This window comes from Streptomyces sp. a15, assembly GCF_059026085.1.
Genome location: NZ_JBWLKM010000038.1, coordinates 42,327 through 68,824 on the forward strand (window position 1 = coordinate 42,327; position 26,498 = coordinate 68,824).

Genomic DNA, 26,498 nt, shown 5'->3' on the forward strand with positions numbered 1-26,498 from the left:
CATGGCCGAGGCGGCAACGTTCGCGCAGTTCCACCGGGTGGAGCCCAATGTCAGGCCGAGCGGCACAGGCGGCCAGCTGGACGAGTCCCTCGAAGCAAGGATGGCCGATCCGCTGTTCCTGATGGCCAGACAGTGGCAACTCGCCGAGTTCCACGGGGAGGACGGCGGCTCACCGGTCTCGTGCCGCATCGCCACAGCCGGCGGCCCGATCGAACGCTTCCGGTCCGCCGACGGCGGTCCGCCGCTGCCCTACCCACAGGGTGTCCCTGTCGAGTACCTCGCGGAGGCAGGAGCGGACGCGAGCAGCGCGACCCGCGAACTCCCGCTCAGGGCCGCGGCCCGGGCAGGCCAACGATTCCTGACCCAGCTCGGCGCACTGCCCGCCGCCGTCCTGGACGCGGTGACGCGTCAGGCGCTGAAGGCGTTCCCCCTCGTCGGAGACGACCCTCCGCCCCCCGCGGGGACAGGGCGGCCGGAACCCGATCCGGCCGGGCAGGCCCTGGGAGAGGCCCTCAAGGCCCGCGTCCCCCACGGGGGGCGTCTTTCCCAGGGCCTGCTGGCCGACGACTGGCACCCCACCGGCCTGAGCGCCGCCCATACCGCGACGTTCAAGCAGGCGGCGGTCCGCTGGCAGTCCTGGTTCGCCGCGGAACACTCACCGCCCGCTCCGCCGACCTGGGTGCGCGAGCGACTGGAACACCGCTTCGCCGTCGAAGCGAAGCTCGGCGACCGCCGTATCGCCCTGACCGCCCCGGAGTACCCGGGTGGCAGCGCCGACGCCTACCAGTTCGACATCGACACCAGCCAAGAACAACTCGGCACGCCCGCCGCCACCACCCCGGCACGCACCACACTGCCCACCCGCGCCACGTACCCCGGCATGCCCGCCGAACGCTGGTGGGAGTTCGAGGACACCACCGTGAACCTGCCGGCGATCGGCGCCGGCCCGCCCGATCTCGCCCGCCTGCTGGTGGTGGAATTCGCCAACGTCTACGGCAACGACCACTGGGTCGTCCCCGTGGAACTGAGCGTGGGACAGATCCACGTGGTCACTGAACTCACCGTCGCCGACACCTTCGGCGACACGCTGGCGATCGACCCGGCCGACGACGAGCACTGGTCGCTCTTCCGCCTCAGCGTCGCCGGTTCCGGCGAGCAGGGCCCCGCGCTGCTGCCGCTGCTGCCCCAGGCCCCGGGAAGGATCGAGGGCAGCCCCGTGGAGGAAGTGCTGTTCGTCCGCGACGAGATGGCCAACCTCGCCTGGGCCGTGGAGCGCATGGTCCAGAGCGGGACCGGCAGGCCCAGGCTTCGTGCCGACGAGATCCCCGAAGAGGCCCCGGCCGGCCTGTCCGGCCTTCCGGGCACGCTGGCCTACCGGCTGCTGACCCCGGTCCCCGCTCACTGGATCCCGCTGGTACCCGTGCCCCTGGTGGCCGGAGGAGCGGCCATCCGTTTCAGGCGCGGCCGCGTGCCGCACTTCACGACGAACGGTGTCCACCACCCCAAGGCGGCCGGCCGCCTTCTGGAACCGGAGGTCCGGCGGGTCTACTTCCGCGACGAGGAGATTCCGCGTTCTGGGGTGACCGTGAGCCGGGTTCCCGTCACCGCCCGCGGTCACGACGGGCAGCTCTACCACTGGGTGGGGCGCCGCGTCCGTGCCGGCCGGGGCGAGGCAACCGCGGGTCTGGCCTTCGACGGCGTCATCGCACCCAAGGACGGCTCGCCATGATGCACGAGGGCATGGACCGAACGGAGAAAAGCCCATCGGAAGCGATACCTGGCACCGAGACGCCTCAGATCGTCAAGGCACTCGTCGACACCAGCGATGTCCACGAAAGCTCCTGGAAGGTCATCCGCTTCCTCCAGAGCTGCGTCGGACTGGACATCCCTGAGAGCAGCCTGCGGCTGGTCGTCGGCGACGAAGCCGAGTTGGCTCGGCTCCTGGCCGACCAGGACCGCACGACGCTCCTGGAAGCCGTCAGGACCGCCGTCGGCGGCTCCCTCACGGAAGAGGACATCCGGCTGATCAGCAACCGCAAGTCACAACTCCAACGGTTCCGACAGCTCCTGACCGGTCAGGAGTACTTCGAGCGGAAGCGCCAACAGGCTGCAGGGCCAGAGGCGGTCTGGCAGGGCCTCTTCGAAGAAAATCCGTGGATCTTCGGGTACGGGCTCAACCTCGTGGCCTGCGAACCATTGAACGACGGGAAGCTGGAGCGCATCACGACCGGCACCAACATCTTTACCGGGGCGGGAAAGCGCAGTGACGCCGTCATGCGTTCCAAGGGCTTCATCAGCAGCCTGCTGCTCTGCGAAATCAAGACCCATAAGACACCCCTGCTGGCCAGCACGCCGTACCGGCCCCCGGACGTCGTCGGCGCAGCGGCGCAGGTTCAGAAGACCGCTCACAAGGCCCTACGACTGGTCACCGGCGAGCTGCACAAGCTCTACGAGGACGACGGAGCCCCGACCGACATCGAGATCTCCACGGCCCGCCCCCGACAGGTGCTGGTGATCGGTAGCCTCAGCGAGTTCACCGACCGCGGCTCGGCGAACCCGGAGAAGATCACCTCCTTCGAGCAGCACAGGCGATCCATCCAGGACGTCGAAGTCATCACGTTCGACGAGCTCTACGAGCGGGCCTGCTTCATCGTCGAGGACCGCTGAGGCACACCCGACCACACCAAGCCGAAACCTGCCAAGGCGGTTGGGAGTTCGGCCAAATCGTTGAACGACAAGACGGCTTGGAGGGCGTTAAATCGGCTACGGGCCCCTCGTCCTGTTACTGGCGTGGGCCAAGCGGCAACACGCGGAAACCGTCTGCAGAAGCGGTGCGCGCCGCGGTGCCGTACGTTGCGGGCGCCGACCGCGACCAGGGCCTCCCGCAGCCAGACGGCCGGGTTGCACCCGGCCCGCGGAACCGGAGCTCCGAGCGCGATGAGCTGGGCTTCGGCGTACTGGTGGCCCTGCTCCTGGCGGCGGATCTTCTGCGCCGTACTCCACTATGGAAGACGGTGCCGTCCGGCAGGAGCTTCACCGTCCGGGCGGTGGCCCGGCTGGCGTAGACCGCGTTCGTGGCTGCGTAGATCGTGCCGACGTGCCCAGGCATGACCAGAACTCCCGAAGCGGTCCGGCGCGGGACAGGATCCGCGAACGAGACGACTCCGTGTACACCACTGGCGAGCAGGCGTTTTAGGCAGTTCGCGAGGAACCACGACTCCGAATTCGCCGGGCACTCATCCAGCAGGACGAATCGCGAGCACACCAACGACTCGGTGTACGGCCGGTTCTGCGCACCGGCTGCGGCCGTAGTTGCAGGTCACAGAACACGCGATCTGTGAGTCGATGCGTTGATGGACTGGGGCGAATTCTCACCTGAGTTGGGGGAGAGGGACATCCGTCCTATCCCCGGCGGGTACCCGACGCGGTGGCGGAGTATCTGGCCGAACAGCTGCAGATCAGCGAGGGCTCGGTTATCAAGCAGTACGGCGAGTGGGACGGCACTTAGGCCCTGCTCGCCCTCGCCCACCTGCGATGTGGCGACACCTACGCCCAGCTCGCCGCCGGGTTCGGAATCGGGATCGCGACCGCCTTCCGCTCCATACGTGAGGCCGTCAACGTACGGCCGCCCTGGCCCCATCCCTGGCCGAGGCGATGAAGACGATCCGAATGAAGGCATTCGTCATCCTGGACTGCACCCTCGCCTGACGCCCTGGTGTCAGTCGTCGCCACCGCGTACCGATCTCCTGCCCCCGGGAGGTGAGTTGTCCGGCCAGATACCGCAGGGTGTGACTGGACAGGTCGATCGACGACGGGTAGACAAGCACGCGAGGCTCCTGGCAGCACGGTGGATCTTGGTCTTGACACCGTCTACCAGGAGCTTCGCCGTTGCGCAGGAGCGTCCAACTCGTGGCTGCTACGACCAGGCTGGAAGAGGCTCAGTCCCAGCATCGGACCTTCACGGCTGAGGCGGCCTTGCCCACCGACCGTCGAGATCGAAAGAATCAACTGGTGCATTGAAGATGAGGTCCCATTGTGCAAATACGAATCCACCCAGGAAGAGCTTCACAGGCCATTCATCCTGCGGAATGGTGGGTGGTGCCTCTTCGTCTACCAGTGTGAGTAGCCTTGCATCCGTAAGGTCCAGCAATGACAACGCACCTTGATCGCCAGATTGCTGAACGGACATGCTCTGAAAAGAAACCGACGTGACTACCCCAGGACCGTCGTCCCCATGGACGTGATCAAAAAAGAAATCCTCTACAGGGTTACCGCCATCATCAAACCTTGTGAAGGCGAACCTTGTCACCTGATTCCCGTTCTCATTCGTGCCGTTTACGTCTAGAGTCATGGGGGTCAGTCCGATAGGCATTAGATGAGCCTTTCTGTAAGTGCAGTGCTTAATCGTGGGGGTGGTTGGTTAACCGTGGAGGAATTGGTATCCGATCCACAGTTGGATCTGTGTCAGTCCGTTCAGGTTCAGCCCCGTTTCGAACTGCTGTTGAGAGATGGTCACCTGCCAGTCTCCGCCTACGCCTCGTCCCCAGAAAGCCAGAGATTTGGGTGCGTCGAGGGGCGGGTCGTCGCCGAATCCTTCATCAGGCAGCAGCGGCGTTACCTGGCGCCCTCCGACCTTCTGGGGCCACACGAACCCTCCCCTCAGATTTTGCCCGGTTGTCCACAGGCCGGGCCAGTTGTCCTTGATCATCTTTGGGTAGCCAGCGTCGAAAGACATCGATGTGATCATTGGCCACTTGACTCACCTGATCCGCCGGTCAGTCGCGCCACCGGCAACCGACTTGCGCCGACGTATGTCCGAGGTGGTATGGGGGACGGTGGGTGGTGCGCGTAGTTGCGTTTATCCATGCTCCGCCCGGCGTTCTGCGCCTGCAACCGGAGATGCATATGCGTAGGGTGACGGATAGTGGCGGCATGATTGACGTGCAATGCTTTCAGCATTTTCGGGTCCGTAACTCATATCCCCAGCCCAACGGCGGGACATCGAGAGCGGCCGTACTCGACCAGTTGCGAATTGTTGTAGCCGCGCCATCCTGGAGATTGTGTTGGACAGCTCGAAGAGTGGTGACCGCCGCTTCGACTGTAGACGCGCGGTCGCAAGTCCCGCCTACGCCTGGCCCCCTCGCCGCGGGCGCCACCCTAGTCATGACCCCTTCGAACGGGGTTCAGCTTGGCAACGACGGCGGCACCATCACCCTTCTGGATCCCGCCGGCATCAAGATCCATGGCGTCTCCTACACCGCAGAGCAAGCCAAGCAAGAGGGTTGGTCGTGCCTTCGCTGGAGGACAGACATGGGACAGCAGCTGAAGATCCCATTCGTGAGCGGGATGAAGGTTGGCCTAGGCTTCGATCTGCTGACCGGCAGCCCATCGAGCGCCCGGGTCATCCAGAACCCGCAGGCCAGTCCGCCACAGACTAGCGGCGGGCAGACCGTCACGACGACCTTCCGCCTGGTGCAGGGGACCAACTCGCTCCAGGAGGCCTTGGGACTGTCCGCCGCAGTGTCCGGCAGCTACGCGGGTTTCTCCGCGACGGCGAAGATGCAGTTCGCGAACCAGTGCGCGGTAACGCAGTACTGCCTGTACGCGGTGCTGGCGGTGGAGGTAATCAACTCCTGTGTGACGGTGGACGCGCCGGCTCTCGTTCAGGACGCGACCGACCTGCTGACCATCGGGAAGACGGATATTTTCCGTGAGCGCTTCGGCAACCGATACATCTCCGGCCTGAAATCCGGTGGTGAGTACTACGCGGTATACCGCGTGCAGAGTTTCGACGAGCAGGAGCGCACCGACGTTGCGGCGCAAATCTCGGCGAGCTTCCACAACCCAGCCTTGCAGGCCAATCTAAACGCTGCCGTCGAGAGCACGAAGTCCACCTCGCGCAACGAGCTGAACGTGAACGTCTTCGTCTACTCGGCCGGCGGGATTAGTGAGACGGAGACGGAGCTGTCAGAGATGATCGAGAAGGCTCACAAGTTCCCGAACCTGGTCTCGGGCGGCCAAGCTCTTCCCTACCAGGTCCTCCTCGACGAGTACAATGGGTTGAAACTCCCGGGTGACAATCTGAATTTCTTCGATCAGGAGCAGCAGACCGAGTGCCTCCTCTTCAATTCCCGGCTGCTGAACGACTTCACGACGCTGGTCAACGATATCGACTTTATCCGCAAGCATCTCGATCGATTCCACAATCCGGACGGGTCACCGCCGGACGACGTGGCCCTGCAGCAGGCCCGTCAGCAGTGCCTGGCCATCGTCGACCAGTTGACCAGGGCCATCTCCGACTGCACCCGGGATGCCTCCACCTGTGTGCACTTCACCCAGTCACCCGAGGACTTCACAAATCGGCTGCCGATCCTGCGCCAACCCCGGCCGGGTCTGCAGCGGGTTCCGCACCTGATCGGGACGAAGGCCGTAACGTCCTCCGGGATCTTTGACTTCACGAAGAACCGGGTGCTCGTGGACCTCCTGGGCGAGCAGGGGTTCTACTTCATCATCGACAACCCTGAGGTACTGGACTTCGGGGTGCTGGGCTCACCCATGTTGCCCGACGCGGGCACCATCGTCGGACAGACTCCAGCGGACGGCACGTCTGTTCCGCGCGGCAGCGTACTGCACGTCAGCGTGTCCCCACTGCAGGCGAATCCCGGACCGTAAATCTGAGCGAGGCGACGATGGCGGCGCAGACAGAGATCCCGTTCCTGGACGGAATGAAGGTGGGCCTGGGCTACGACGTGCTGACCGGCGTAGCGACCAAGAGCCCGGCGGTGATGGGCACATCGCTGACGGCGCCAGCGCAGGCCGGCGGGCAGACCGTGACGAAGACCCTGCAGATCGCGCAGGAGACGAGCGTCCTGAATCAGGCACTGGGCATCTCCGGTGACGTGAGTGCGGGGAGCATGTTTGGTGATGCCAGCGCGAAGTTCAAGTTCGCCACCGACATCGCGGTGAACAACTTCTCGCTCTACGTGGTGGTGGGCGTCCAGGTCTTCAACGCGACCCAGACGCTGGACAACCCGGTGCTGTCGGAGGAGGCTGCAGACCTCTTGCGCAAACACAAGACCGCCCGTTTCCGCGACCGGTTCGGGGACCGGTTCATCCACGGGATCAAAACCGGGGGCGAGTACTTCGCGATCTACAAGGTGGAGAGCCTGGACACGACGGAACGCACGTCGATCGCGGGGGAGATTCACTTCCGCGCAGGCGCACCCGGTGTCGCGGGCGGCTCGCTCGACGCCAACATCTCCTCAAAGATCGCCGCCTCCAAGAGCAAGCTCGACGTGAGCGTCTAGGTCTTCCAAGCTGGTGGCTCCAATACAGGGACCGAGACCACCCTCGACGCGATCATGCAGAAGGCTCGCGTGTTCCCGACCCTGGTCGGAGTCGACCAAGGCGTGCCGTACTCAATGCTGGTGCACGACTATAGGGAACTGGCGCTCCCCGGCGACGAGCTCACGTTCATCGACGTGCAGAACCAGCAGGACGTGCTGACCTTCAATGCGAGCCTGCTCAACGGGTTCAGCACCGTCATCAACAACATCGACTTCGTCCGCAAGAACATCGACCAGTTCAAGAACGCGGATGGCAGCAACGTCGATGACGCGGTGCTGGCCAAGGCGCGTAAGGACTGCTTGCAGCAGGTGGATGCGATCCGGTTGCAGATGTCGAAGTGCTCCAACGATGCCACCACGTGCATGCGCGTCCAGTCCGCTCCGGAGGACTTCGCGCGCCTGCTCCCGAAGATCGGGGATTCCACCCGGGTCACGGTCCCGAATATGGTGGAGCAATTCCCGATCAACGGTCTTCTCGTACCGGCGCCATTCCCGATCAACGGTGTTCTCGTACCCCCGGCGAACCCCAGCTTCCTCGCCCCGTTTACCGACGAGCCGATCGTCCTCGCGGGCGAGTTCGGAAACCTCGCGTATGTCGCTGACCTCGCCGCCGACGACATCCATCCACCACCGTTCGGTGGGGGACTCTTCGTTAAGGCGCAGGACCCGCCAGGCGGGTCGGTGGTGTCGAAGGGGTCCACAGTTAAGCTAGCGCTGCGAATCGGCGACACGGCGCCATGAGGCCGTCCGTACCGGCGGTCCGGACCGTCGAAGTTCGTAAGCGCAGTAGAATTGCGGCAACCTTGAGAAGACTCGGTGCGGCGTTCCCAGCGGACGGCGAGGCGCTTGAAGTGGACGAGACGCACTGCGGCAACGGCGCATCCTGCCCGTCATCTCACGCAAGGGATCACCGAACATCAAGGGCATCGGCAAGCTCCGCTACGTCGTCGAGCAGACCTTCGCCCTGCTCCACCAGCCTCATCTGCTGGAGACGCCTCAAGAAGGCCCGATCACGATCGTGTTACGAGCTCTTCGTGCGGCATACCAAGAAGCAGTAGAGCCAACCACTCGTGCTGGGACGGGTCATTGTCGGCTTCGATTCGTAGGCGTCGGGGCCTGTCGGCGCGTTCAATGTGAAGACCGAGGCGGCTGCGCGGTGAACGGTTCGGCCGTCCGGTGGTCGTTGCTGACGCGCAGGGTGAGGGAGGCGTCGGCTTCCCCGGCCGCGCGGAAGCCGTGCAGCTGGTCGAGTGCGGCGGCGCCGCCCGCCCCAGCGATGAGCCGTAGCGCTCCCCTGGCCTCGACGGCGGCGAGCTGGTAGGTGTCGCCGACCAGGCGCACCACCGCGGCCGCCGCGTCGGCGGGGAGTTCGTCGAGCAGCGGGCTTCTCATGGGCCGTACGGCTTGCGGGCAGCTGCGGCTGTCCCGGTTGGTTCCGCAGCACCTGCGGCGATCAGCCGACTGTTCTCGACCATCAGCCGCTGGTTGACGTTGCGGAGTGCCTGCATGGCGGTCTCTGCCTGGCGGCCGGCCGCGAGTGCTGCGTCCCGTTGCTCGCGTAGTTCCTGAATCTCCGCATCCCGCAGCGGGCGGGCGTCCAGGCCGTCGCGGAGGCGGGCGCCCAATTCGTGGGCGCGCAGCGTGCGCAGCTCGTTCTGGACCTCGTGAAGGGTTCGTTGCAGGACTGCGCTCTGTTCAAGCAGCATGCGGTTCTCGACTTCGAGGGCCGCCTCCCTGCGGGCGGTCGCTGCTGCCGCCGCCCGCGGCCCGTCTTGGACGAGGTGGGCGCGGACGGTCTCGGCTTCCGCTTTGAGGTCGCGGTGGCGTTGAAGGTACTGCGGGTTGACGGCGGCCCGCCTGGTGATCTCCGCGTCGGTGAGGGCCTGGCGGCTCCTGCGCATCGCGGCCAGGACGTCGAGGACCCGCTGTCGGCACTGTTCACTGTCGGCACGGCGCCGCTGAACGGCGGCCGCCCTGCCGGCATCGAGGACCTCAACCCGGCTGGCGGGGATCGTCGCCCGGCCTGGCTGCTTGCGCGGGTTAGCCGATCGTGTCATCCGGTCCTCCCTTCGGTGACGATCGGGTCGACGGTCGGCTGGTCCAGACGCTGCCGTCCGGCCAGAACCGCCGCTACGGGGACGATGGTGAGGAACCGGTCCCTGGTGTGGAGCCAGGACTCCACCGTGGCCCGTTCTTCGCGGGTGAGGGAGTCGACGTCGGCTTCGCATTTGCCGACGAGTTCGTCGATCTGCTGGATCTCCCGGCGCAGCAGTTCTAGGTTTGCCGCGCTCAAGGGGCCTGCGGTGAGCACGCCGCCGTAGGCGCTCTCCAGCGCGGCGAGCTGCTCCGCCTTCCCAGCGCGGAGTTGGCGCAGCTCGGGCAGGTGGGTGAAGTCGGTGGTGTAGAAGGTGCAGGAGAAGCAGCGGTTGTACACCGGGCAGCCGTGCCCGTCGGCGCGAACGTTGTTCATCTCGTGGCAGCGTCCCGCGGGGACGGGCACCGAGCCGACGCCCGCGCGGATCCGGTCGGCGAGGTCGTCGTCGGGGGTACGTGCGCGGATGCGGCCGCCGGTGAGGTCGAACTGGTACCTGGCGGCGATGGCGCGCACCGCTTCCACCCGCCGGGGGTGCGAGGGCCGGTAGTAGACCTGCGTGGTGGAGGGGTCCTGGTGGGCCATGAGGACTTGCAGGATGTCGAGCGGGACGCCGGCGTCGGCGCGGAGCTGGGCGTAGGTGTGCCGGAAGGCGTAGGGGAACACCCGTGCCTGGTCAAAGGGCTTGCCGCGCTCGTCGGTCACGGTGAACTGGTCGAGCCAGGTCTGAAGCCAGTAGCCGATCGTGCTGCTGTCGTACGGTCGCTCGCCGAGCGCGTTGGCACGGGAGCGGCGGGGGGTGGGAAAGAGCACCATGCGGGTGGAGCGGGGCCGGCCGTCTTCGTGGAACAGGTGCGGGGATTCGCGCCGCAGGTGGTCCTGCTGGCGGGTGATGACCTCGGCGTCGCTGGGGTGGAGCGGGAGTTTGTGCCGCCGGCGGACCTTCTGCATCCAGTACGCGAGGAAGGGGTAGGACCGGCGGCGCACCGTCCCGTCCGGGTCCTCCACCTCGATGTCGTGCCACTCCAGGCAGTCGAACTCCAGGTGGCGAAGCTCCCACGGCCGCCGGCCCACGCGCATGGCCAGCTCGACGCAGTTGCGGCGGCTCCCGGCCGGCAGCAGGGCGAGATTGCGCTCGTCCATGAGCTGGAAGAAGACCTGTTCGGGCAGGGCGTCCTGGGAGCGGCCCTCCAGCTCGCTGGCCGTGTCATCCCGCTCCGGGTAGGGCGGCACGTCCATCTCCAGCAGATGGACGTCCGCAGCATGATTGTCCGCGAGCCATGTCCTGCCATGTTCGAGGACCTCACGCAGCACCTTCACCAGCTCGTAGTGGCGCACGGGCGTGACCAGCAACGGTCTGGCGCCTTGGCGGGATGGCAGGAGGCGCTCTGCGACGATCTGCCGTACCGGGTCGTCCTCGTTGAGGAGCTGGTAGTCGCTGGTGTCTCGGGCTCGGTGCGTGAGCCAGCGCAGGTAGGTGAGCATGCCGTCGCGGCCTACGTCGCCCGGCCTTCGGCCCTCGCCGAGCAGGGTGCGCAGGAACAGCCCGAACCACCGGGACGCGTAGCCGACGGTCATCAACCGTGCCGAGGAGGCGCCGGCGGCGGCGAGGTGGTGCAGGTACTGCTGGGCGAGGTGCGTGACCCAGGGGGCGTGGACGTCTTGCAGATCGACGCTTCCGCCCTTGTAGCGGGGGTTGAGGATGTGCAGCCTGACCAGGGGCCGGGTGTGCTCCGTCGCGGGGTCGGCTTCCAGGAGCGGCAGGGTCCGCTGCCAGAGCCGCAGATACGTCGTCTTCGCGCCCTTGGACGGCAGTTCCGCGGCGGTCAGGTCGTTGACCGTGTGGTCGCACAGCCAGCGCACCGCCGACTTGACCTGTGCGGGGTTGATCCGGCCGCCCTGACGGAGCTGGGCCTCGTACCCGCGCAGCACCTGCGCCACGACCGTCGGCGCAAGATCGGCGAGCGGCACCACGTCGATGGATGTGTAGACCGCGGTTGCCGTCAGAGCCCAAGCCTCGCGGTCGGGCGTCCCCGCGTTGGACCACTGCCGCTGGTGAGGCAGGCACAGTCGGCTTCGCCGCACCACGGCCATGCGTGGGCACACGCGGACCAGGCACTTCCCGAAGCCCGGACGAGGCTCGCGGCCCCGGGCGAGGTACTCCTCGACGGTCAGCCGGAGTACTCGGCGCTCGGAGGCACAGCTCTTGCACAGGCCATGGACCTCCGCGGCGCAGTCGCAGCCCACCCTGCACCGATACTCGGCGTAGGTGCGGCGGGCGAGCGGCACGGGTGCGTTTGCGCTCCATCTGTCGATGTCGTCCGGGGCGCCAGCCTCCTGCCAGTCGGATGCGCAGCGGTGGCACAGCCAGGGCCAGCTCGTGGCCGGCCGCTCGCAATCGGTGTGCCGGCAGCGGCGCAGCGAGTGCCAGTCGGCGCCCAGGGGGAAGCGCAGCTGGAGCGGGGACCGGTCGAGGCCGTGCCGGGCCAAGTAGTCCCAGGCCGGTTCCCATCCGGCCGCGGGAGCTGGAGCGGGCAGAGGTGCAGAAGTCGTCATCTTGGTCCGAAGATCTTGTCGTTCACGGCCCGTGCGGCGTGGGCGACACGGGCGTCGGAAGGGTTGCGGTACACGTTCTGGCTCGTGACGTCACGGTGGCCGAGCAGGCACTGGAGGACGTCGCACGCGACGTCGAGGTCGGCTGCGGTCTCGCCGAAGGTGTGCCGCAGCATGTGCGGATGGATGTGCCGGATGCCGGCGTCCCGGGCGAGATCCGATACAAGGTCCTGCACCCGCCGCGTGCCGAGGACCTGCCCGCCCGGCTCTCCCGTGGGGCCCGGGAACGAGACGAAGGTCCAAACGGCGTTGCCCGCCCCGGGGATGGTGAGGCGTTCGCGCATCCAGTCGGCGTAGAGCATCACCACGGGTTGTGGCACGGGAACGATGACGGTGCCTCGGTTCTTGTTCGCCGCCCCGCGTGGGTGACCGTCACGCTTCTCCAGGTGCAGGTGGGGGCCCAGGCTGTAGGGACAGCCCGGGACGGTACTGCCGGCCGGGACAAGGCGAATGTCCTCGCGGAGCAGGCCGACGACCTGGCCGACGCGCAGCGCGCACGCGCCGAGCAGGGCGACCATGCAGCGGTCGCGGGCGGTCTTCGTGGCATGTAGGAGTGCGGCGAACTCCTCGTGGCTGGCGGCCGGTGCCCGGCCGGAAGCGTGGCTCGGTCGCGGATCCACGCGGATGCGCGGTTCCAGGACGAGTTTTCCTGTGGCCGGGTGCGGAGCGGTGATGAACAGGGCGTCGACCACCTTCGCGCTGATTCGGCGGAGGTCGGCCAGGTGCAGGTAGAAGCCGTGGATTGCCGCGAGGGCGGGGGCGAGCGTGGAGTCCTGTGGGAGCTGCCCCTGGCCGCGGCCGCTCGTCAGCCGGGGTGTGGTCCTCAGCTTCATCAGGTAGCGCGGGAGCTCGGCAGCCGCGTGCTCCCGCGACAGACTGTGCTCGCCGCACCAGGCGTGGAAGCGCTTGAGGTGACCGGCGTACGTCTTCGTGGTCGATTCCGCGCGGGCCCGGCCGAAGCGCAGGTGGCAGAGGAAGCCGTCCACGTCCTCGACGACCGTCAAGGTGGGCCCGGCAAGAACCGTCCAGTAGGCCAACGTGTCAGTGACCTCGACCCGGAGGATCTCGGCGGTTGGCCTGTCCACAATGAGCACCAACGGAATGTAGCAGCTCAATTACTCAACGAAGTATCCGATGTTGGGGCCGGGCGCGAGTGCATCACAGAGCGCAGGGATGATTCGCCTCACTGGACCGCCTGCTCGCGAACGGTACGAGTCAGTCGATGCTCAGACGCGATTCGCAGAAGGCCGGAGCTCGGGCAGTGGCTTGGTGAGGACGGCGGTGCTGACCGGCACCCCGAACACGGCCACCCCGCAAAGCCGCCGCTCGCCGTCGACGACTTCGTACAGGCCGAACTGCACCGTCACCGCCGGGTACGAGCCGGAGTAATGGTGTGCGAGCACGAACCCCTTGGCGGGCTCCTCGTCGGGGATGACGTCCACGGTGTATCGGCGGGCGTCGAAGCCTCCGTCGCGGACATGCGCCCAGGAATGCCTCCCCTCGCGCCACCGCTGGCACCAGGGGGACGCGGTCGGTACCTCCGGCAGGTCCTCGAACGGCAGGGTCTCCTGGACCGGGAACCTCACGGTGCCTCCCCGTCCCCGTGCTCCTGCGGGCCGCTCGCGAAGAGGGGGAGCTGTCCCTCCGGGGCGGCTGCAGGCCGCTGCGCGGGGACGGCGCGCTGGGCGGCAGGGGGTTTCTCGGGTTTGCCCGTCTCGGCGGTCTCTTCGACGGCCGCCGGGTGAGGGCAGGGGCAGAGCCACCGGCAGGGCCGCTGGCCCGGTCCGTACCGGATCACGGCGACGACGAACCCTTGGGCGTCGGTGATGGTGTCGGCGTGCTCGTCGACGCGGGGGCCACCGGCTCTGACGCACCGGTCGTGGTGCCCGGAGGCACAGCCGGGGCAGATGCCGCGCTCGCAGGAGCACCAGCGGTGGAAGCCGCGGGGGTAAGCGTTATCGATCTTGCGCAGGCCCTTGGTCCAGGCGTGCGCGCGGACCCAGGCGCCTTCCTCCTCGCTCATCGGCGAGGGCACGGTGGAGGGAATGGGGTCGAGGATGCCCATGATCGCGGCGCCGATATGGCGCAGTCGGGTCGTCATGCTTCGTTTCCGAACAGAGTTGGGATGGTGTGGAGTTCGTTCATCCAGGCCAGGAGGCGGGGGAGGTTGGTGTCGGGCCCGAAGGCGAGGTAGGTGCCGTCGCAGCTGGTGCAGCCGAAGGCCTGCGCGATGCGCAGCCGCCGACGGGAGTTGACGCGGCCCATGTGGACGGCCAGGCCGCGTTCCCGGGCCTCAACAGCCAGGCGGTGGGCGGCCGGTGAGGTCTTCCACTCGGTGCTGCCGGCGAGGAACAGCACGTCGATCGAGTCCCAGGGGATGAGGCCGTGCTCGCTGCCGTCCTGAGCGGCGAACGCGGCCGGGATGCCCAGGGCGCGGATGGGCTCCAGCCAGGGCAGCGACTCGGCGAGGGTGGCCGCGGCGTCCATCGGGACATCAGGGGCGACGGCCCACAGACAGCGGCCTCGGCCGTAGCGGTTGACGGTCGCCGTCAGCCACGCGAACCAGGCCCGCTCGCCGGGCCATCCCTTGCCGAACTTGCCGTTGTCGCACGCGTACAGGGCGCCGGGCGGGATCACGTTGCCCTGGGCCGGGGTCGTCATGCAGGCCAGGAGTCCGGCCTGCATGGCGGCCCGTACGTCAGCTCCGGACGGCGTGGCCAGGTACAGCACGGCGGAGACGCGGGGGAGGAGCAGGGGCTGAGGGCATGGGTGCGCCCACGGGAAGTCCTTCCGGAGGTGGCGGTGAGGGGCGGTTCAGGCGAGGGGGAGCTGGGCGGCGGAGCCCGAGACGAGGGCGTCCCAGAGCTGCTCGAAGTTCTGGTCCTGCTTGTCGATCACGCGGGCGGGGGCGGTGGCGAAGAGTTCCTCCGCCATCGGCCAGCCCTTGGCGCGGGGCCGGACCCAGGCCCGGGCGCGCCCGTATACCGGGTCGTGCTCGACGTCGACGCCGTGCCGCTCGGAGATGGAGATCAGGCGCCGGGCGAGCTGGTGCGGGCGGCCGAGGTCGACGCGCTCGGTGGAGCGCTTCACCGGGCGTCGCCTGCCGTCCTCCGTCAGTAGGAACAGCCGGCGCACGTGGTAGAGCGCCCACGGCATGTCGAGCTCACGCTCGAACGCCTCCAGGCACGCCCGGTCCCGCGGCTGGGTCGGGTCGAACATCTCCAGGAGGGTCTTGCGGCCGTACAGCTTCGCGTTCGGGTTGAGGCTCATCGCCGTGTACTCCAGGCGCAGCACCTCGCCAGCGATGTCCGGGTGCGAGCGCATGCGCTCCATGTGGGCTGGCAGCGAACCCATGGAGGCGGAGAAGCGGCAAGTTATTGAGAATTGAGACAGGGTCGTGATCCTTCGTTCGGTCGGGTGAGGTCGGTCTGAGGGGTCGCTGACTGTGTGACGGTCCGGTCATTCCGGGCGGGAGACCTCTGCCCAGGTGGGTTCGTCCCACGAGTGGTAGGAGAGGCCGCGGGCGCGGACTGCGTCGAGGACTCGGTTGCGTGCGGCGCGGCCGGTCTTTCGGGGCCATTCCCGTACGGCCTCGTCGACCGGGCGCATCAGGTCGAGCAGAGCCTCACGCGGTATCACTCCAGTGGGGATTTGCCCGGTGTCGGCTTGGCTCATCGCTCCTCCAGCAGTGAGGCGAGCAGTCGCTCGCGGTCGGTGTGGATGGTGGTGTTCGCGCGGTGGAAACGGGCGGCCAGCTCGCGTCCGGACAGGTGGATGTAGCGCATGGTGGTCGCCAGATCGCGGTGGCCGGCGTACTGGGCGATCTGGTCGATGGTCCAGTCGGCCCGGGCCAGGTCGGTCAGCCGTAGATGCCGGAAGGTGTGCGTGGACAGACGGGCGGCCCCGGCGCGTCGGGCGATGCCTTCGACGGTCTTCGACCAGCTGGAAGCGCCCAGCGGGGCGCCGCAGTTGCGGTTCGACATCGACCGGAACAGCGGCCCGTCGATGCGGCCGAACAGTGTGCGACGTTCGCGGAGATAGGCCACGAACAGTTGCGACGAGGTGGTGCCGAAGGCCACTTCCCGGGCCCTTTGGGACTTGGTGGTCTCCGCCCGCAGGTGGATCAGACGGTGCGCGGGCTCGAAATCCTCGACGTCGAGCTGGACAAGCTCTTCACGGCGCAGAGCACCGTCGTAGGCGAGCGTGACCATCAGCCGATTGCGCAGCGATTCCGCCGCGCAGGCTGCCAGAATCCGCTGCCACACGTCCTCGTTGGGGATCCAGGGAGCCTGCTCGATATGCCGTACGAGACCCTGGCGGGGTCTGCGGCCGCCACGGCCTGCCTGCCCTCGGCGGACCGGGTTCTGCTCGCGCAGGCCGTCCTCCACCAAGTACTCGTAGAAGGACCGGACAGCGACCAGGCGTTGTTGGATGGTTGCGTTCGCCAAACCCGTCCGGGTACGAGGCGGAGCCTTCGACGGCGGACGCAATGACCGGTCCAGCATGTCCCTGATCCAGGCGGCGACGGTGTCCGCGCGGGCCAGCAGCGGGTCCGTGCCTTCCGATGCACAGAACCGCAGGTGATCCTCGACCGCCCGCCCGTACGCGTCGATCGTGTTGGGTGCTCGACCGATGTTGGCTGTGAACTGCAGCCACCTGCGGGCCAGTTGATGCTCTGCGACAGTGGGGAACTTGCCCCACGGGATCGGGGCCATGACTGCAAGGTAAGGGTTTGTAGCCGCGACAGCGCGTGGCTGACAGGATCTGACTCATCGAGCGCGAGGAGGCACGAAGATGAACCATCGGGACCGCGTGAAAGCCCGATCCGTAGCTCGCTACTGGGCACAGCGGCTGTTCGGAATAGTCGCCATCGGTGCCTTGACACTGTTGGGCCTGGTGGCGCTGACGAACGGACCAGAGTCGTTCATCTTCTTCCTCAAGCGAGGCAGCCTGTCGCCACTCATCGCGATCTTCGTTGTAGCGACGTCGGCATGGCTGCTGCTCCTGATGGCTGGAGCGCGCGGCCAATCGACACGAAACGGCCTGAGGTCTGAGCTGCCCGTGGACGGCAAGATGATCTCTTCCGATTCCACATAAAGCAGAACGTGCAGTACGACTTCGGCCAGTGCACGCCGAACCGCTCCAGCAGGTAGGCCTCGCACCGCTGCCGGTTCCAGCCCCAGTCGATGAGCGGGAACTCCCCGGTACGCCCGGGCATCTTCGAGGTGACCTGGTCGCCGAGGCGGCGGCCTTCCTCGTCGGCGTTGAAGCCCATGATCTGGCGGAACGGGCGGCCGCCGAAGACCTGCTTGAGCCACCAGTCGCCGACGTCTCCCTTCGCCCACAGGCTGCATTTGCGGGTGCCGGCCACCTGGGGCACCGTGCCGACGGACTCCTGGTCGTCCCACAGCGTCCACGGCCCGCGCGCGATGAGCCGCTCGGGGTGGCGGGAGTCGTCCAGGATCGTGAACCCGTCGGCCTGGAGGTGCCCGTTGCGTGCCAGCTGGACGAAGCGCACGCCGTTCTCGCGCAGCAGCGGGATCATGAACTCGTCGGCCAGGAGCCGGGTTTCGGGCCACTCGCTGCCGGTGGCCATGTAGAGGACGGCGGTGCGGTCGAGGTCGATGCCGTGCGCGTCCGGGGCGGTGAGCATCTTGGCGATGTAGGCCGAGGAGTCAGCGCCGGCGCCCCAGTTGATGATGGTGTCCAGGTCGTCGTCGGCGGCGCTGAGGCCGGGCAGTGACGGCGTGTACGTCGTACGGGACATGGCGGCTCTCACTCCTCGAGGGGCCGGTCGGTCAGCCGCTGGGCGGAGACGATGAGCAGGCGGTCGTCGGCGGGCCACGGGTCGCAGGACTCCCAGGGATCGCCTTGGGACAGCACCACCACCTCGCCGGGCTTCGTGATGAGGCAGCACACGCCGCATTTGCACGACGGGTCGAAGGGCTCGGGGTGGGCGATGTAGGGGGTGTTGAAGTAGTCGGCGCCGTCCTTCCCGACCGCGGCCAGGAGCAGGTCGCCGTCCGCGACGTCGCCGGCGCGGGCCACGCGCGCGTGCGGCAGGGCGAGCGCGAGATGGGGGTCCGGGCTGTTCACGGCGAGCTGTTTGTCGATGAGGCGGGCGTTGCCGCTGGAGCGGACGTCGCCGGTGGCGGGCGCGGCGAGCAGGGGCCGGTGAAGGTCGACCGCAGTCTCGGCCGCGTGCATCGCCACGACGTGGTCCAGGGCCTCGACGAGGATCACCGCCCGGGCGAGCGCGGCCAGCAGGGCGGCGCTGGCCTTCAGCGTCGCGCCGCTGGCTTCGGTGCCGGGCCGGGAGAGACTGACGGCCGCGCCGCCGCTGTTGAGGATGGAGCGCAGCAGCGGGGCGTGTGCGTGGGGGTGGGCACCGTCGAGGCCGCGGGGCAGGACGGCGAGGGTCGCCCGGCCCGTCTCGGCGGCGGCCTGGTGGGCGGTGGAGTCGACGCCGTAGGCGAGCGTGGCGGTGACGGTGTGGCCGGCCTCGGCGAGGGCGGTGGCGAAGTCGTGCGCGCGGGTGACGGCCTGCTCGGTGGGGACCCGGTTGCCGGTCACGGCGACGGCGCTGTCGGTCAGCCGCGCAAGTCGCTCGCGGCCGCTGACCCACAGGCCCAGCGGGCAGGCGGGGCCCATGTCGGCGAGGGCGGTGGGCCACTCCTCGTCCGAGGGGATGACGAACGGGCAGGTCAGCTCTGCTTGGGCGAGTTCCTCGGATGGCCGGTAGGAGGCAAGGAGTCCGCTGCCGTCGCTGCGGACGCGCCGGTCCCACACCTCGGCCGGGGTGTACTCGGTGAGGTCGGCGGCGAGTTGGCCTGGAGTGAAGTGGGCGGCGAGCGCGGCGCGGGCGGCTCGTTCGGACAGGGCGTGTGCGGGCATGGGCGGCCGGCCTTTCGGGCAGGGCGCGGCACCGGCAGGCGAACCGGTGCCGCGCTGGGGCGGGCGAAGGGGGAAGTGATCAGCTGCCGACGGGAAGGGGAGGGCCGTCGGCGGCTGCGGTGGAGTGGCCGGGCTAGGACCAGTTGGCGGACCGCTTTTGCTCCCACCAGGCGGGTGGGCCGCCCGGTCCGGTGGCTGGTCGGGACGCGGTGGCGGGCTGAGGCGCCGGGGGAGCGGTGACCGGTGGAGCGGTGACCGGGCGGGCGGCGATCGGGCTGGGCAGGCTGGTCTCGGTGTAGGCGATGCGCCTGCGCAGGCTGATGCCGAGGTCGTCGATGCTCAGGTAGATGGAGTCGTCCTTGACCCCGGTGATGCGTCCTTTGACCAGGACGTTGACCCCGTCGACGAGCGATTCGGCGGCGTTGCTGGCCAGGTCGCGCCAGGCGGTGCAGATGTAGGGGATCGGCTCCAGGTCACGCCACTTCTGCGCGGTGGCATCCCACTGCGTGGGGGTCTCGGTGAGGCGGAACCGGCAGACGGCGATGCCGTCTTGGGTGAAGCGGACTTCCACGCCACCGGCGACGGTGCCGGTCACGTGCGTGACGGACGGGGCCATGCGAACACCTCCTATTTAAAATAATAGTGTTTCTTGGGTGATGGTCAACCCCCCTGTCGGCACTTCCCGCCGCCGGAGGGTGCGGTACGGCGGGTGAGACGCCGGAAGCGTGCCTTCCACCCGGTCGGCTGCGCCGGGGCCGGCGGCGGGGTGAGGTTGTCGAACACCGTGGCGTCCCCGATCTCCACCAGCAGCGGCACCGTGCTGTCGGCCCGGACCAACTGCTCGTCGGTGGTGTCCAGATGAACGGAGACCCGTACGGCCCCGCGGTCGGCGTCGAGGTAGGCGAACACGAGGATGCCCGCGATCTCCATGCAGGGCAGGCCCTCATCGTCAGGCCCCCGCATCGCGTGGAACACCGCCGTACTGTTCGCCTCCGCGCACTCCTCGGCGTCCGAGAGGCTGGGATTACGGGGCGCGAGCACGCAGCGGGAGATATCCGCGTCGTACAGCGTGTAGCCCTCGATGTCCTCCCTCGACCCGTAGAAGAGCTCCACGGCCCTGCGGTCGTCGGCGGGCGGACGGAACGGGACGCCGTCCTCGCCCGCCACGTCGTCCCAGGAACTGCGCACGTCCCGCGCCAGCGACGCAAGCGCCGAGGTTTCGTCAGACCAGAGCGTGACATCGTCACTGTGCCGGTCCCACTGGCGCAGCACCCACGCGCGGCCTGTCACTTGCGGGGTGAGGTTCTCCTCGACCGCGAAGCTGAAGCGGCTCAGCCACCCTTCGAGGATGCTGACGGTGTCCGCACCCGGCCATTCGCCGGTGCGCTCCTGGAGGCCGTCCATCAGGTCGGCCAGATCGATGATGGCCCCGCCTGTGGGCGTGGCCGGGTCCGGTGTGATCGGCATGGCGGATTCCTTCCGTGCGGAACGGGGCGGTCAGGCCCCGCCCATCAGGGCGTTCCAGAGGTCCATCAGGTGTTGCGCATCCGGGCTGAGGGTCGCGGTGCGCAGTACGCGTTTACGCAGGACGGGGGCGTCGAGGCTGATGCCGGAGGGCACATCGGGCCGCTCGGGCAGCGAGACCAGCCGGTAGTTCCGGGTGTGGATCATCCAGGCCTCGTACCGGTCGGCGGGGCTGCCGCTTCGGGCGGCGTGCCCCTCGTCCGTCGTGCGGGACAGGCAGAGGCAGGACGGATCGGTGCAGGGCCGTCCGGCCGGGTGGCTGACCAGGACCGGGCTGCGGCGGTAGTGCATGACGGTGCCGTTTACGCGAACTCCCGCGGGTTCCTTGGAGCGTTCTTGCCGCTGGTGGCCGCACAGGCAAGGCCGCGACGGGTTCGTGGGACTGATGGGAGATTCTGACATTCGGTCGAGATTGCTGAAGGTTCGCTGATATCTTCGGCGCACTGTCGCTCCTGGTGAAGTGAGTGAGGACTCTGTGGCGTTAGCGACGGTGCGCTCGCTGGGTTCGCCGCGAAGCCTGCGCACGGAGCAGGAGTACGAGGACTACGAGCAAGAGCTCGTGGACCAGTACCTGCTGGCGTCCGTCGGAGCCGGGGTCGAGGACGTCACGATCGCGGGCGACCGGGCGGTCCTCTTCGAGCTGATCCGGTTCGTGGGCCGGCCGGTGTGGACCGTGCAGCCAGACGACGCCGACCGTTTCCTTGTCCACCAGCGCAAGGTCCGGGGCCTGGCGAAGGGCACCGTGCACAAGAAGGCGGGCTCGATTGCCCAGTTCTTCGACTTCCTCATCGCTCGCTACCAGGGCGATGTGCATGCGCTGACCGGACACGTGCTGGTCCAGCCGATCGACGAGTTCAACCGCCCGGCCAAGGCCGACTACGGTTCGCCGCGCATTCCGCCGTCTTCCTCGGAGGTCGGCGACCTGTTCTCGGCCTGGCGGACGTCGCTGCTGTCGGCGCGCAAGTACCTGCCGGCCGCCCGGGATTACTTCGCCGCGTCGCTGTGGCGGCGCGCAGGGCTGCGGATCGGCGAGACCAGGATGCTCGACATCCGCGACTGGCGGCCCGACCTGGGTGAGTACGGCAAGCTGCACGTCCGGCACGGCAAGGGCAGCCGTGGCCGAGGCCCCAAAGCCCGGCTCGCCCCGGCGATCAACTCGGTTGATGCCCTGCTGAACTGGTGGCTCACCGACGTACGCCACCAGTTCGGCGACGACTACATGGACCCCGACGCTCCGCTGCTGCCCAGCGAGCGCCGTGACCCGCACACCGGCTGGTGCCTCCGCGTGGGCGACGACGCTCTTCGCTCCGGGCTGGCCAAAGCCGTCGGGCTGTACCTGCCGTCCTGGTCCGGCCGCCTCACGCCGCACGGGCTGCGACACTTCTGCGCGTCCGAGTACTACGCCCAGGGGCTGGACCTGAAGGCGATCCAAGAGCTCCTCGGACACGAGTGGCTGTCCACTACGACCCGTTATGTCCACGTTCATGACGACCACATCGAACACACCTGGGCTGCGGCGAATGAACGGGTCGCCGCCCGGCTCGGGGCGAGCGACGGGAAGTGACACGGTGCGCTGGAACCTGCGGATGAAGGCCGCGGAGCAAGGTATCTGGAAGTCCACCGAGATGCGCCGCCGCCTGGCGAAGGCCGGGCTGGAGATCAGTGCGGGGAAGATGTCCGCGCTGTGGACCGGCACCCCGACCACCGTGCGCCTGGACGACCTGGACATCATCTGCGCCGTCCTGGGCTGCACCACCGGCGACCTGCTGATCCACGAGCCCGAGGCCGCGGCGGCCCGACGCCCGGCCAAGCCGACCGAGGCCGAGGCCGGCGGGGCAGGCACGGTCACACCCCGGCTCGGACGCAACCGCACACTGCCACCGGCGTGACCGCTCCACGAATGTGCCCGACGTGCGGGTTGCGCCCGGTCGCTCACAGCAAGGCCAAGTACTGCTACAACTGCCGTACGCGTGGCTCGCACACGCCACCACCGTGCCGCCGCTGCGGCTCGCCGGACTACTACACAGCCGGGCTGTGCCGCCGCTGTCACAAAGGTGCACCCCCACTGCCCGACTCGTGCCAACGGTGCGATGCCTGGGGCCTGTTCAAGCCCACCGGCGGCATCTGTGCCGCCTGCCAGGACTGGGCCCGACGTCACCCCGGCGAAGCCGAGTGCACTTCCTGCACACGTATCAGGTCGCTCAACGCGGAAGGCGAGTGCCGCCTGTGCTGGCGCCGGAGCCGGTCCTGGGCACGTGACCCGTCCGACCCCGACCGTCTCGAAGCCGTCAACGGCGGTCACCAGCTCTTCTTCAATGGCATGGAACACCGCTTGGCGCTGATGGTGCCGCCCCACCGCCGCCCGCCGCCCCGGCGCTTCCGCACCCGCCGCACCCGCTCGCGCCGGCGGCCCGTCCTGCGACCGATTACCGCTGCCGCCCACCGACAACTCGTCCTGTTCGACGCCCGCCGCGACTACGCGCGCATGCGCACCCTGACGGTTCCCGAACCCGTACTGCCCGAACTGCTGGAGTCCCTCGAAGCCAGCTGCCTGCAACTCGGCGAACAACGTGGCTGGACCCGCGACGCAACCGGCGCAGTCAACCGCGCACTCAAGCTCCTACTCGCCACCCAGGACACCCCGGGAGCACCGATCGAAGCCAGCACCGTGGCCATGCTCCGCGAGCTCGCGCTCCCGGTCCAACCGACCATCGACGTCCTGGACCACGCCGACTTCGTGACGGACAACCGTACCCCGGTCGTCATCACTTGGGTGGAACGGAAGACCGCTCACCTGCCCGCGAAGATACGCAGCGAGATCTGCACATGGGCCGAGATCATGCTGCGCGGCAGCACCATCACGCCACGGCGCCACCCGCGTTCCCACCGTACGATCCGCAACCACCTCTACGCCGCATTGCCCGCGCTCAACTCCTGGGCGCGGACCCGGGACTCGCTTCGCGAAGTCACCCGCGACGATGTGCTTGCCGTTCTGCCCACCGGCGGGACCGCCCGCAACGAGATGCTCTCCGGCCTGCGATCGATCTTCCAAGTCCTTCACGGCCGCAGACTCGTGTTCACCAACCCGACCACGCGGATGAAGGTCGGCATGCCCGAAACCCGCACGCCGGTGTCGATGGACGTCCCAGTGCTGCGGAGCCTCATCGACACCCCGAATCCAACCCGAGCCGCCTGCGGATACCTCCTGATCTTCCATGGCCTGCGGCCCCACCAACTCCGAACCCTGCACGTCACTGACATCGTCGACGGCCGGCTCCACATCGAGGGCAGGAAGATCCTCCTCGCCCCGCAAGCACGAGCCGCCCTCAACCGCTACCTCGCCCACCGAGACCTGTGCAACATGAAGTACGCAGGTCACGGGTCTGGTGTGCGGGGCGGGCGGGGTACTCGCGCTGGTCGTCGGCGGGTGTCCATGGTGAAGATCGTCTGACCTGTCGCCAGGGCCGTTGTCGGGTTCTGCTGCGCCGAACGCCACGCTCGCTCGTGTCCGCTCTCGATCGGTCAGCGTGCGGCCGAGTATGCCGGCACACATGGCAGGGGCCGATGTGGCGAAGTGATGTCGGACAGTGTCGAAATCGACTGGCTGCGCGCCTAAGGATGGAGGGCTTTTCGTTGGCCTGTGGCGGCGGACCGTACGATCGCGTCAAGGAGTCGGTGGCGCTTGACGGCGTGGGTGAAGTCCGGGACGACAGCCGTTCCGTGGACGAGGTCGTCCCGAATCGCGGCGTAGGCGTGCACCAGCGTGTGGATCACTGTTCCGGCCAGGCCGGGATAGTCGTCGTAGCCGCTGGGCAGCGTGACCTTCGTAGGCCGACCGCCGCCGCGTGTGCCACGCACCGTGACCGGACCGATGTGCGGGAACTCGGCGGCGGTAATCTCAAGTCTCCCCTCCGTGCCGTCGATGATCAGAGAGAACCCTGCACCCGATGGGGCGCCTCCACGGTGGTGGACGGACAGGATCGCCCCGCCCGCCACGGTGCCCGAGATCGCGATCTGGTCCTCGGCGGTCATCGGAACGACCTGCCCGGTGCGCCCGAGGGGAACCTGGCGGCGCCGGGTCGCGGTCGTAGCGACCACTTCCTGAAGCTCGCCGACGACCATCGACACCAGGTCGATGGCGTGTCCGAACGCGATGGTCAGCATCGTGGCCCCGAGCTTGCGGTCGAGCGTGTAGACCATGTTCGGAGACACCGGAGTGCCCCATTCGGTCGAAGACGCCACGACGGTGGCGGAGAGCACTTCCCCCACGAATCCTTCGGACACGAGGTCGGCCAGCCAGCGGAAGGTAGGCGAGGAGCGTCCCTGAAGACCGACGAAGGTGCGCGTCGTCCCGGCGGTATGCTCCATCTCCTCGGCCTCGCGCAGGTCGACGGCGAGCGGCCACTCGGAGAGCACCGGCACTCCCGCCTTCAGCACGGGCAACACGAGTTCGCGATGCTGGGGCACTTTGACGGCGACAACAACGAGGTCGACGTTCTCGTCGCTGGCGAGCTGCCCGACCGATGTGTACGCGGGTACGCCATACGCCGCTCCTGCGGCCTGGGCCGAGGCTTCGGAGCTCGCCGCCAGCGCGCGAAGCTCGATCCCGTCGACGGCGCTCAGCGCGGGCAGGTGAGCCCCGGCCGCCCAGCCTCCCGTGGCGCTCAGGCCGACGATGCCGACGCCGATCGGCTTACGGGGGTCAGGCACCGAGCTGCCGCCTCAGGGTCTCGGCGTCGTGCAGGGCCGTCATGTGCACGAACCGCCCGTCACGAACCTGGTAGATGGCGTACTCGACGATCTCGAACGAGGCGCCGGTGGGAGCCACGCCGAGCCACTCCTTGGCGGGCGTGCCCGTGTTGGTCAGACGGGCGGCCAGGCGATCACCATCGACCGCGGTCTCCCGGGGCTCCCAGTGGAAGTCCGGGACCGCGTCGATGTCGCCGTTCAGCACAGCGATGACCTGGTCCCGAGTGCCCGGCTCGCCGTTCAGGGTGGTCTCGTCGTTGATGAACTCGTCCATGCGGTAGATCTCGTGGGCGTTGAGCGCCCCGATGTAGCGCAGGTAGAACTCGCGCAGGTCGGTGTCGGACATGATCTCCTTCTTCGGCCCCCGGAGCGGAGGTCATGCTCGGTGTTTCGCGACGGCTCTTGACGGTTTCGTCACGGTGATCGTCGGCAGGGGGAGGAACCACTGCTCGAAACTTCCGTCCCGGACGGTACCGAAGTTTTGCCGCACCGTCACGGCCCTCATGCGCGGAGAAGGTCTCACCAGGGCGAGCGAAGGGGTGCAGCCGCTATGCAGGCCAGCCGAGCAACGCCGTGTCGACGATCTCGTCGAGCTCAGCAGGACCGAGGCCGTTGGCGGCCTGCACTGCGATGCCGAAACCCATCGTCATGATGAACCGGGCAAGACGCCGAGGGTCGGCGTTGCGCGGAAGATCACCCTCGTGGACGGCACGCAGGAAGCGCTCCTCAAGGCGGACCCCCGCGCCGTTGCGCCAGTCGACAAGCAGGTCGTGGACGGCCCGGCTCTCGTCGCTCGACGCCAGCGCACCCTGCACGGTCAGGCATCCGGAGGGGCCGCCGGGAGGGGTCGTGGTGCAGACCGCTCCGCGGAGGAACGCCAAGGCCACAGCCCGTGCGGTGGGCTCCTCCAGGGCGCGCGTGGCATAGGCGGCCGGCCCCGCGCCGTAGCGCTGGAGGGCCTTGCGGAACAACTGCTCCTTGTTGCCGAAGGCCGCGTACATGCTCGTCTTGGTGATCCCCATGGCACCGGTCAGTTCAGCGAGGCTTGCACCTTCGTACCCTCGCGCCCAGAACACCCGCATCGCGCGTTCCAGCGCCTGGTCGATGTCGAATCCTCGAGGCCGACCCATGACGGCCCTGCGGGAGTTACTCATGCCACAAGCGTACCTCTCGGTACAGATCTACGCTGACCAGCAGTTTCATCCCACCCAGGTGGCGAACGCAGTTCAGTACCGGTCGGTCTTGATGTGCTAGGTTCTGCACCGACCGGTACTTAATTG

29 protein-coding genes and 2 pseudogenes are annotated in these 26,498 nt (G+C 68.0%); 9 read left to right on the forward strand and 22 right to left on the reverse strand.

The features are described from left to right. Position 1: 1 nt before the first annotated feature. The gene (locus AC5P09_RS30850; protein ID WP_493877026.1) at positions 2-1,729 is read left to right on the forward strand and encodes a hypothetical protein; all 1,728 of its coding nucleotides are present in this window, start codon (positions 2-4) and stop codon (positions 1,727-1,729) included. Between the two features lie 11 nt (positions 1,730-1,740). Beyond that, positions 1,741-2,667: a Shedu anti-phage system protein SduA domain-containing protein gene (locus AC5P09_RS30855; RefSeq protein ID WP_493877027.1), complete on the forward strand. Its 927-nt coding sequence runs from the start codon at positions 1,741-1,743 to the stop codon at positions 2,665-2,667. 115 nt (positions 2,668-2,782) lie between these two features. Here the strand turns inward: AC5P09_RS30855 and AC5P09_RS30860 are convergent, their stop codons facing one another. Then, positions 2,783-3,265 carry a Mom family adenine methylcarbamoylation protein gene (locus tag AC5P09_RS30860; protein WP_493877028.1) on the reverse strand — a complete coding sequence of 161 codons (483 nt, stop codon included), beginning with the start codon at positions 3,263-3,265 and terminating at the stop codon, positions 2,783-2,785. Between the two features lie 243 nt (positions 3,266-3,508). Here AC5P09_RS30860 and AC5P09_RS30865 point away from each other — a divergent pair. Then, positions 3,509-3,702: pseudogene (locus AC5P09_RS30865) on the forward strand (transposase family protein); the annotation flags it as partial. Here AC5P09_RS30865 and AC5P09_RS30870 read toward each other — a convergent pair. From AC5P09_RS30870 to AC5P09_RS30880, 3 genes and pseudogenes are all read right to left on the reverse strand, one after another. After that, positions 3,702-3,827 (reverse strand): annotated as a pseudogene (locus AC5P09_RS30870) (IS5/IS1182 family transposase); the annotation flags it as partial. The pseudogenes AC5P09_RS30865 and AC5P09_RS30870 sit on opposite strands and share 1 nt — an antisense overlap. Before the next feature lie 131 nt (positions 3,828-3,958). Continuing rightward, on the reverse strand, positions 3,959-4,351 hold the full coding sequence (locus tag AC5P09_RS30875) for a hypothetical protein (RefSeq protein ID WP_493877029.1): 393 nt from the start codon (positions 4,349-4,351) through the stop codon (positions 3,959-3,961). Between the two features lie 69 nt (positions 4,352-4,420). After that, the gene (locus tag AC5P09_RS30880; protein ID WP_493877030.1) at positions 4,421-4,735 is read right to left on the reverse strand and encodes a hypothetical protein; all 315 of its coding nucleotides are present in this window, start codon (positions 4,733-4,735) and stop codon (positions 4,421-4,423) included. Positions 4,736-5,163: 428 nt separating this feature from the next. Between AC5P09_RS30880 and AC5P09_RS30885 the strand changes: the two genes are divergently transcribed. Genes AC5P09_RS30885 through AC5P09_RS30895 form a run of 3 tightly spaced genes read left to right on the forward strand, consistent with a single transcriptional unit; the run spans position 5,164 to position 8,087 of the window. Further along, positions 5,164-6,672, forward strand: a complete 1,509-nt coding sequence (locus tag AC5P09_RS30885; protein ID WP_493877031.1) for a hypothetical protein — start codon at positions 5,164-5,166, stop codon at positions 6,670-6,672. Between the two features lie 17 nt (positions 6,673-6,689). Further along, positions 6,690-7,307 (forward strand): hypothetical protein, encoded by a 618-nt coding sequence (locus tag AC5P09_RS30890; protein WP_493877032.1) that lies wholly within the window; start codon positions 6,690-6,692, stop codon positions 7,305-7,307. Positions 7,308-7,361: 54 nt separating this feature from the next. Then, entirely contained in the window at positions 7,362-8,087 is a 726-nt protein-coding gene (locus AC5P09_RS30895; RefSeq protein WP_493877033.1) for a hypothetical protein, read from the forward strand. A gap of 387 nt (positions 8,088-8,474) precedes the next feature. On the opposite strand, the gene AC5P09_RS30900 is transcribed toward AC5P09_RS30895, so the two are convergent. The 15 genes from AC5P09_RS30900 to AC5P09_RS30970 form a co-directional block, all read right to left on the reverse strand. Continuing rightward, positions 8,475-8,738, reverse strand: coding sequence for an AAA family ATPase (locus AC5P09_RS30900; RefSeq protein ID WP_493877034.1), 264 nt, complete (start codon positions 8,736-8,738; stop codon positions 8,475-8,477). Next, positions 8,735-9,403 carry a hypothetical protein gene (locus AC5P09_RS30905; RefSeq protein WP_493877035.1) on the reverse strand — a complete coding sequence of 223 codons (669 nt, stop codon included), beginning with the start codon at positions 9,401-9,403 and terminating at the stop codon, positions 8,735-8,737. The genes AC5P09_RS30900 and AC5P09_RS30905 overlap by 4 nt, the downstream gene beginning before the upstream one ends. Beyond that, complete coding sequence (locus AC5P09_RS30910) at positions 9,400-11,994, reverse strand: tyrosine-type recombinase/integrase (protein ID WP_493877036.1); 2,595 nt, start codon at positions 11,992-11,994, stop codon at positions 9,400-9,402. The genes AC5P09_RS30905 and AC5P09_RS30910 overlap by 4 nt, the downstream gene beginning before the upstream one ends. After that, a complete protein-coding gene (locus AC5P09_RS30915; protein WP_493877037.1) occupies positions 11,991-13,145 on the reverse strand; it encodes a tyrosine-type recombinase/integrase in 1,155 nt (384 codons plus the stop codon). Before AC5P09_RS30915 ends, AC5P09_RS30910 begins: the two co-directional genes overlap by 4 nt. 132 nt (positions 13,146-13,277) lie before the next feature. After that, the gene (locus AC5P09_RS30920) at positions 13,278-13,637 is read right to left on the reverse strand and encodes a Mom family adenine methylcarbamoylation protein (protein ID WP_493877038.1); all 360 of its coding nucleotides are present in this window, start codon (positions 13,635-13,637) and stop codon (positions 13,278-13,280) included. Then, a complete protein-coding gene (locus tag AC5P09_RS30925; protein WP_493877039.1) occupies positions 13,634-14,152 on the reverse strand; it encodes a DUF6248 family natural product biosynthesis protein in 519 nt (172 codons plus the stop codon). Before AC5P09_RS30925 ends, AC5P09_RS30920 begins: the two co-directional genes overlap by 4 nt. Further along, a complete protein-coding gene (locus AC5P09_RS30930) occupies positions 14,149-14,781 on the reverse strand; it encodes a hypothetical protein (RefSeq protein WP_493877040.1) in 633 nt (210 codons plus the stop codon). The genes AC5P09_RS30925 and AC5P09_RS30930 overlap by 4 nt, the downstream gene beginning before the upstream one ends. Before the next feature lie 84 nt (positions 14,782-14,865). Continuing rightward, the gene (locus AC5P09_RS30935; protein WP_493877041.1) at positions 14,866-15,375 is read right to left on the reverse strand and encodes a hypothetical protein; all 510 of its coding nucleotides are present in this window, start codon (positions 15,373-15,375) and stop codon (positions 14,866-14,868) included. Positions 15,376-15,510: 135 nt separating this feature from the next. Further along, on the reverse strand, positions 15,511-15,726 hold the full coding sequence (locus tag AC5P09_RS30940; RefSeq protein ID WP_493877042.1) for a hypothetical protein: 216 nt from the start codon (positions 15,724-15,726) through the stop codon (positions 15,511-15,513). Further along, positions 15,723-16,766, reverse strand: a complete 1,044-nt coding sequence (locus AC5P09_RS30945) for a tyrosine-type recombinase/integrase (protein WP_493877043.1) — start codon at positions 16,764-16,766, stop codon at positions 15,723-15,725. Before AC5P09_RS30945 ends, AC5P09_RS30940 begins: the two co-directional genes overlap by 4 nt. A 245-nt stretch (positions 16,767-17,011) precedes the next feature. Further along, complete coding sequence (locus tag AC5P09_RS30950) at positions 17,012-17,818, reverse strand: hypothetical protein (protein ID WP_493877044.1); 807 nt, start codon at positions 17,816-17,818, stop codon at positions 17,012-17,014. An 8-nt stretch (positions 17,819-17,826) separates the two neighbouring features. Further along, positions 17,827-18,945 (reverse strand): DNA-processing protein DprA, encoded by a 1,119-nt coding sequence (locus tag AC5P09_RS30955; RefSeq protein ID WP_493877045.1) that lies wholly within the window; start codon positions 18,943-18,945, stop codon positions 17,827-17,829. A 133-nt stretch (positions 18,946-19,078) separates the two neighbouring features. Further along, positions 19,079-19,561, reverse strand: coding sequence for a single-stranded DNA-binding protein (locus AC5P09_RS30960; RefSeq protein ID WP_493877046.1), 483 nt, complete (start codon positions 19,559-19,561; stop codon positions 19,079-19,081). A gap of 44 nt (positions 19,562-19,605) precedes the next feature. Beyond that, the gene (locus AC5P09_RS30965; RefSeq protein WP_493877047.1) at positions 19,606-20,412 is read right to left on the reverse strand and encodes a hypothetical protein; all 807 of its coding nucleotides are present in this window, start codon (positions 20,410-20,412) and stop codon (positions 19,606-19,608) included. Between the two features lie 30 nt (positions 20,413-20,442). Beyond that, entirely contained in the window at positions 20,443-20,760 is a 318-nt protein-coding gene (locus tag AC5P09_RS30970; RefSeq protein ID WP_493877048.1) for a hypothetical protein, read from the reverse strand. Positions 20,761-20,944: 184 nt separating this feature from the next. Here AC5P09_RS30970 and AC5P09_RS30975 point away from each other — a divergent pair, with 184 nt between their 5' ends. From AC5P09_RS30975 to AC5P09_RS30985, 3 genes are all read left to right on the forward strand, one after another. Beyond that, positions 20,945-22,033, forward strand: coding sequence for a tyrosine-type recombinase/integrase (locus AC5P09_RS30975; protein WP_493877049.1), 1,089 nt, complete (start codon positions 20,945-20,947; stop codon positions 22,031-22,033). 4 nt (positions 22,034-22,037) lie between these two features. Continuing rightward, a complete protein-coding gene (locus AC5P09_RS30980) occupies positions 22,038-22,358 on the forward strand; it encodes a helix-turn-helix domain-containing protein (RefSeq protein ID WP_493877050.1) in 321 nt (106 codons plus the stop codon). A gap of 431 nt (positions 22,359-22,789) precedes the next feature. Continuing rightward, positions 22,790-23,920: a hypothetical protein gene (locus AC5P09_RS30985; RefSeq protein WP_493877051.1), complete on the forward strand. Its 1,131-nt coding sequence runs from the start codon at positions 22,790-22,792 to the stop codon at positions 23,918-23,920. Between the two features lie 161 nt (positions 23,921-24,081). Here AC5P09_RS30985 and AC5P09_RS30990 read toward each other — a convergent pair whose 3' ends face one another. The 3 genes from AC5P09_RS30990 to AC5P09_RS31000 form a co-directional block, all read right to left on the reverse strand. Next, complete coding sequence (locus AC5P09_RS30990) at positions 24,082-25,179, reverse strand: Gfo/Idh/MocA family protein (RefSeq protein ID WP_493877052.1); 1,098 nt, start codon at positions 25,177-25,179, stop codon at positions 24,082-24,084. After that, complete coding sequence (locus tag AC5P09_RS30995; RefSeq protein WP_493877053.1) at positions 25,172-25,564, reverse strand: ester cyclase; 393 nt, start codon at positions 25,562-25,564, stop codon at positions 25,172-25,174. Before AC5P09_RS30995 ends, AC5P09_RS30990 begins: the two co-directional genes overlap by 8 nt. A 202-nt stretch (positions 25,565-25,766) precedes the next feature. Beyond that, positions 25,767-26,372, reverse strand: a complete 606-nt coding sequence (locus tag AC5P09_RS31000; protein ID WP_493877054.1) for a TetR/AcrR family transcriptional regulator — start codon at positions 26,370-26,372, stop codon at positions 25,767-25,769. Positions 26,373-26,498 lie beyond the last annotated feature (126 nt).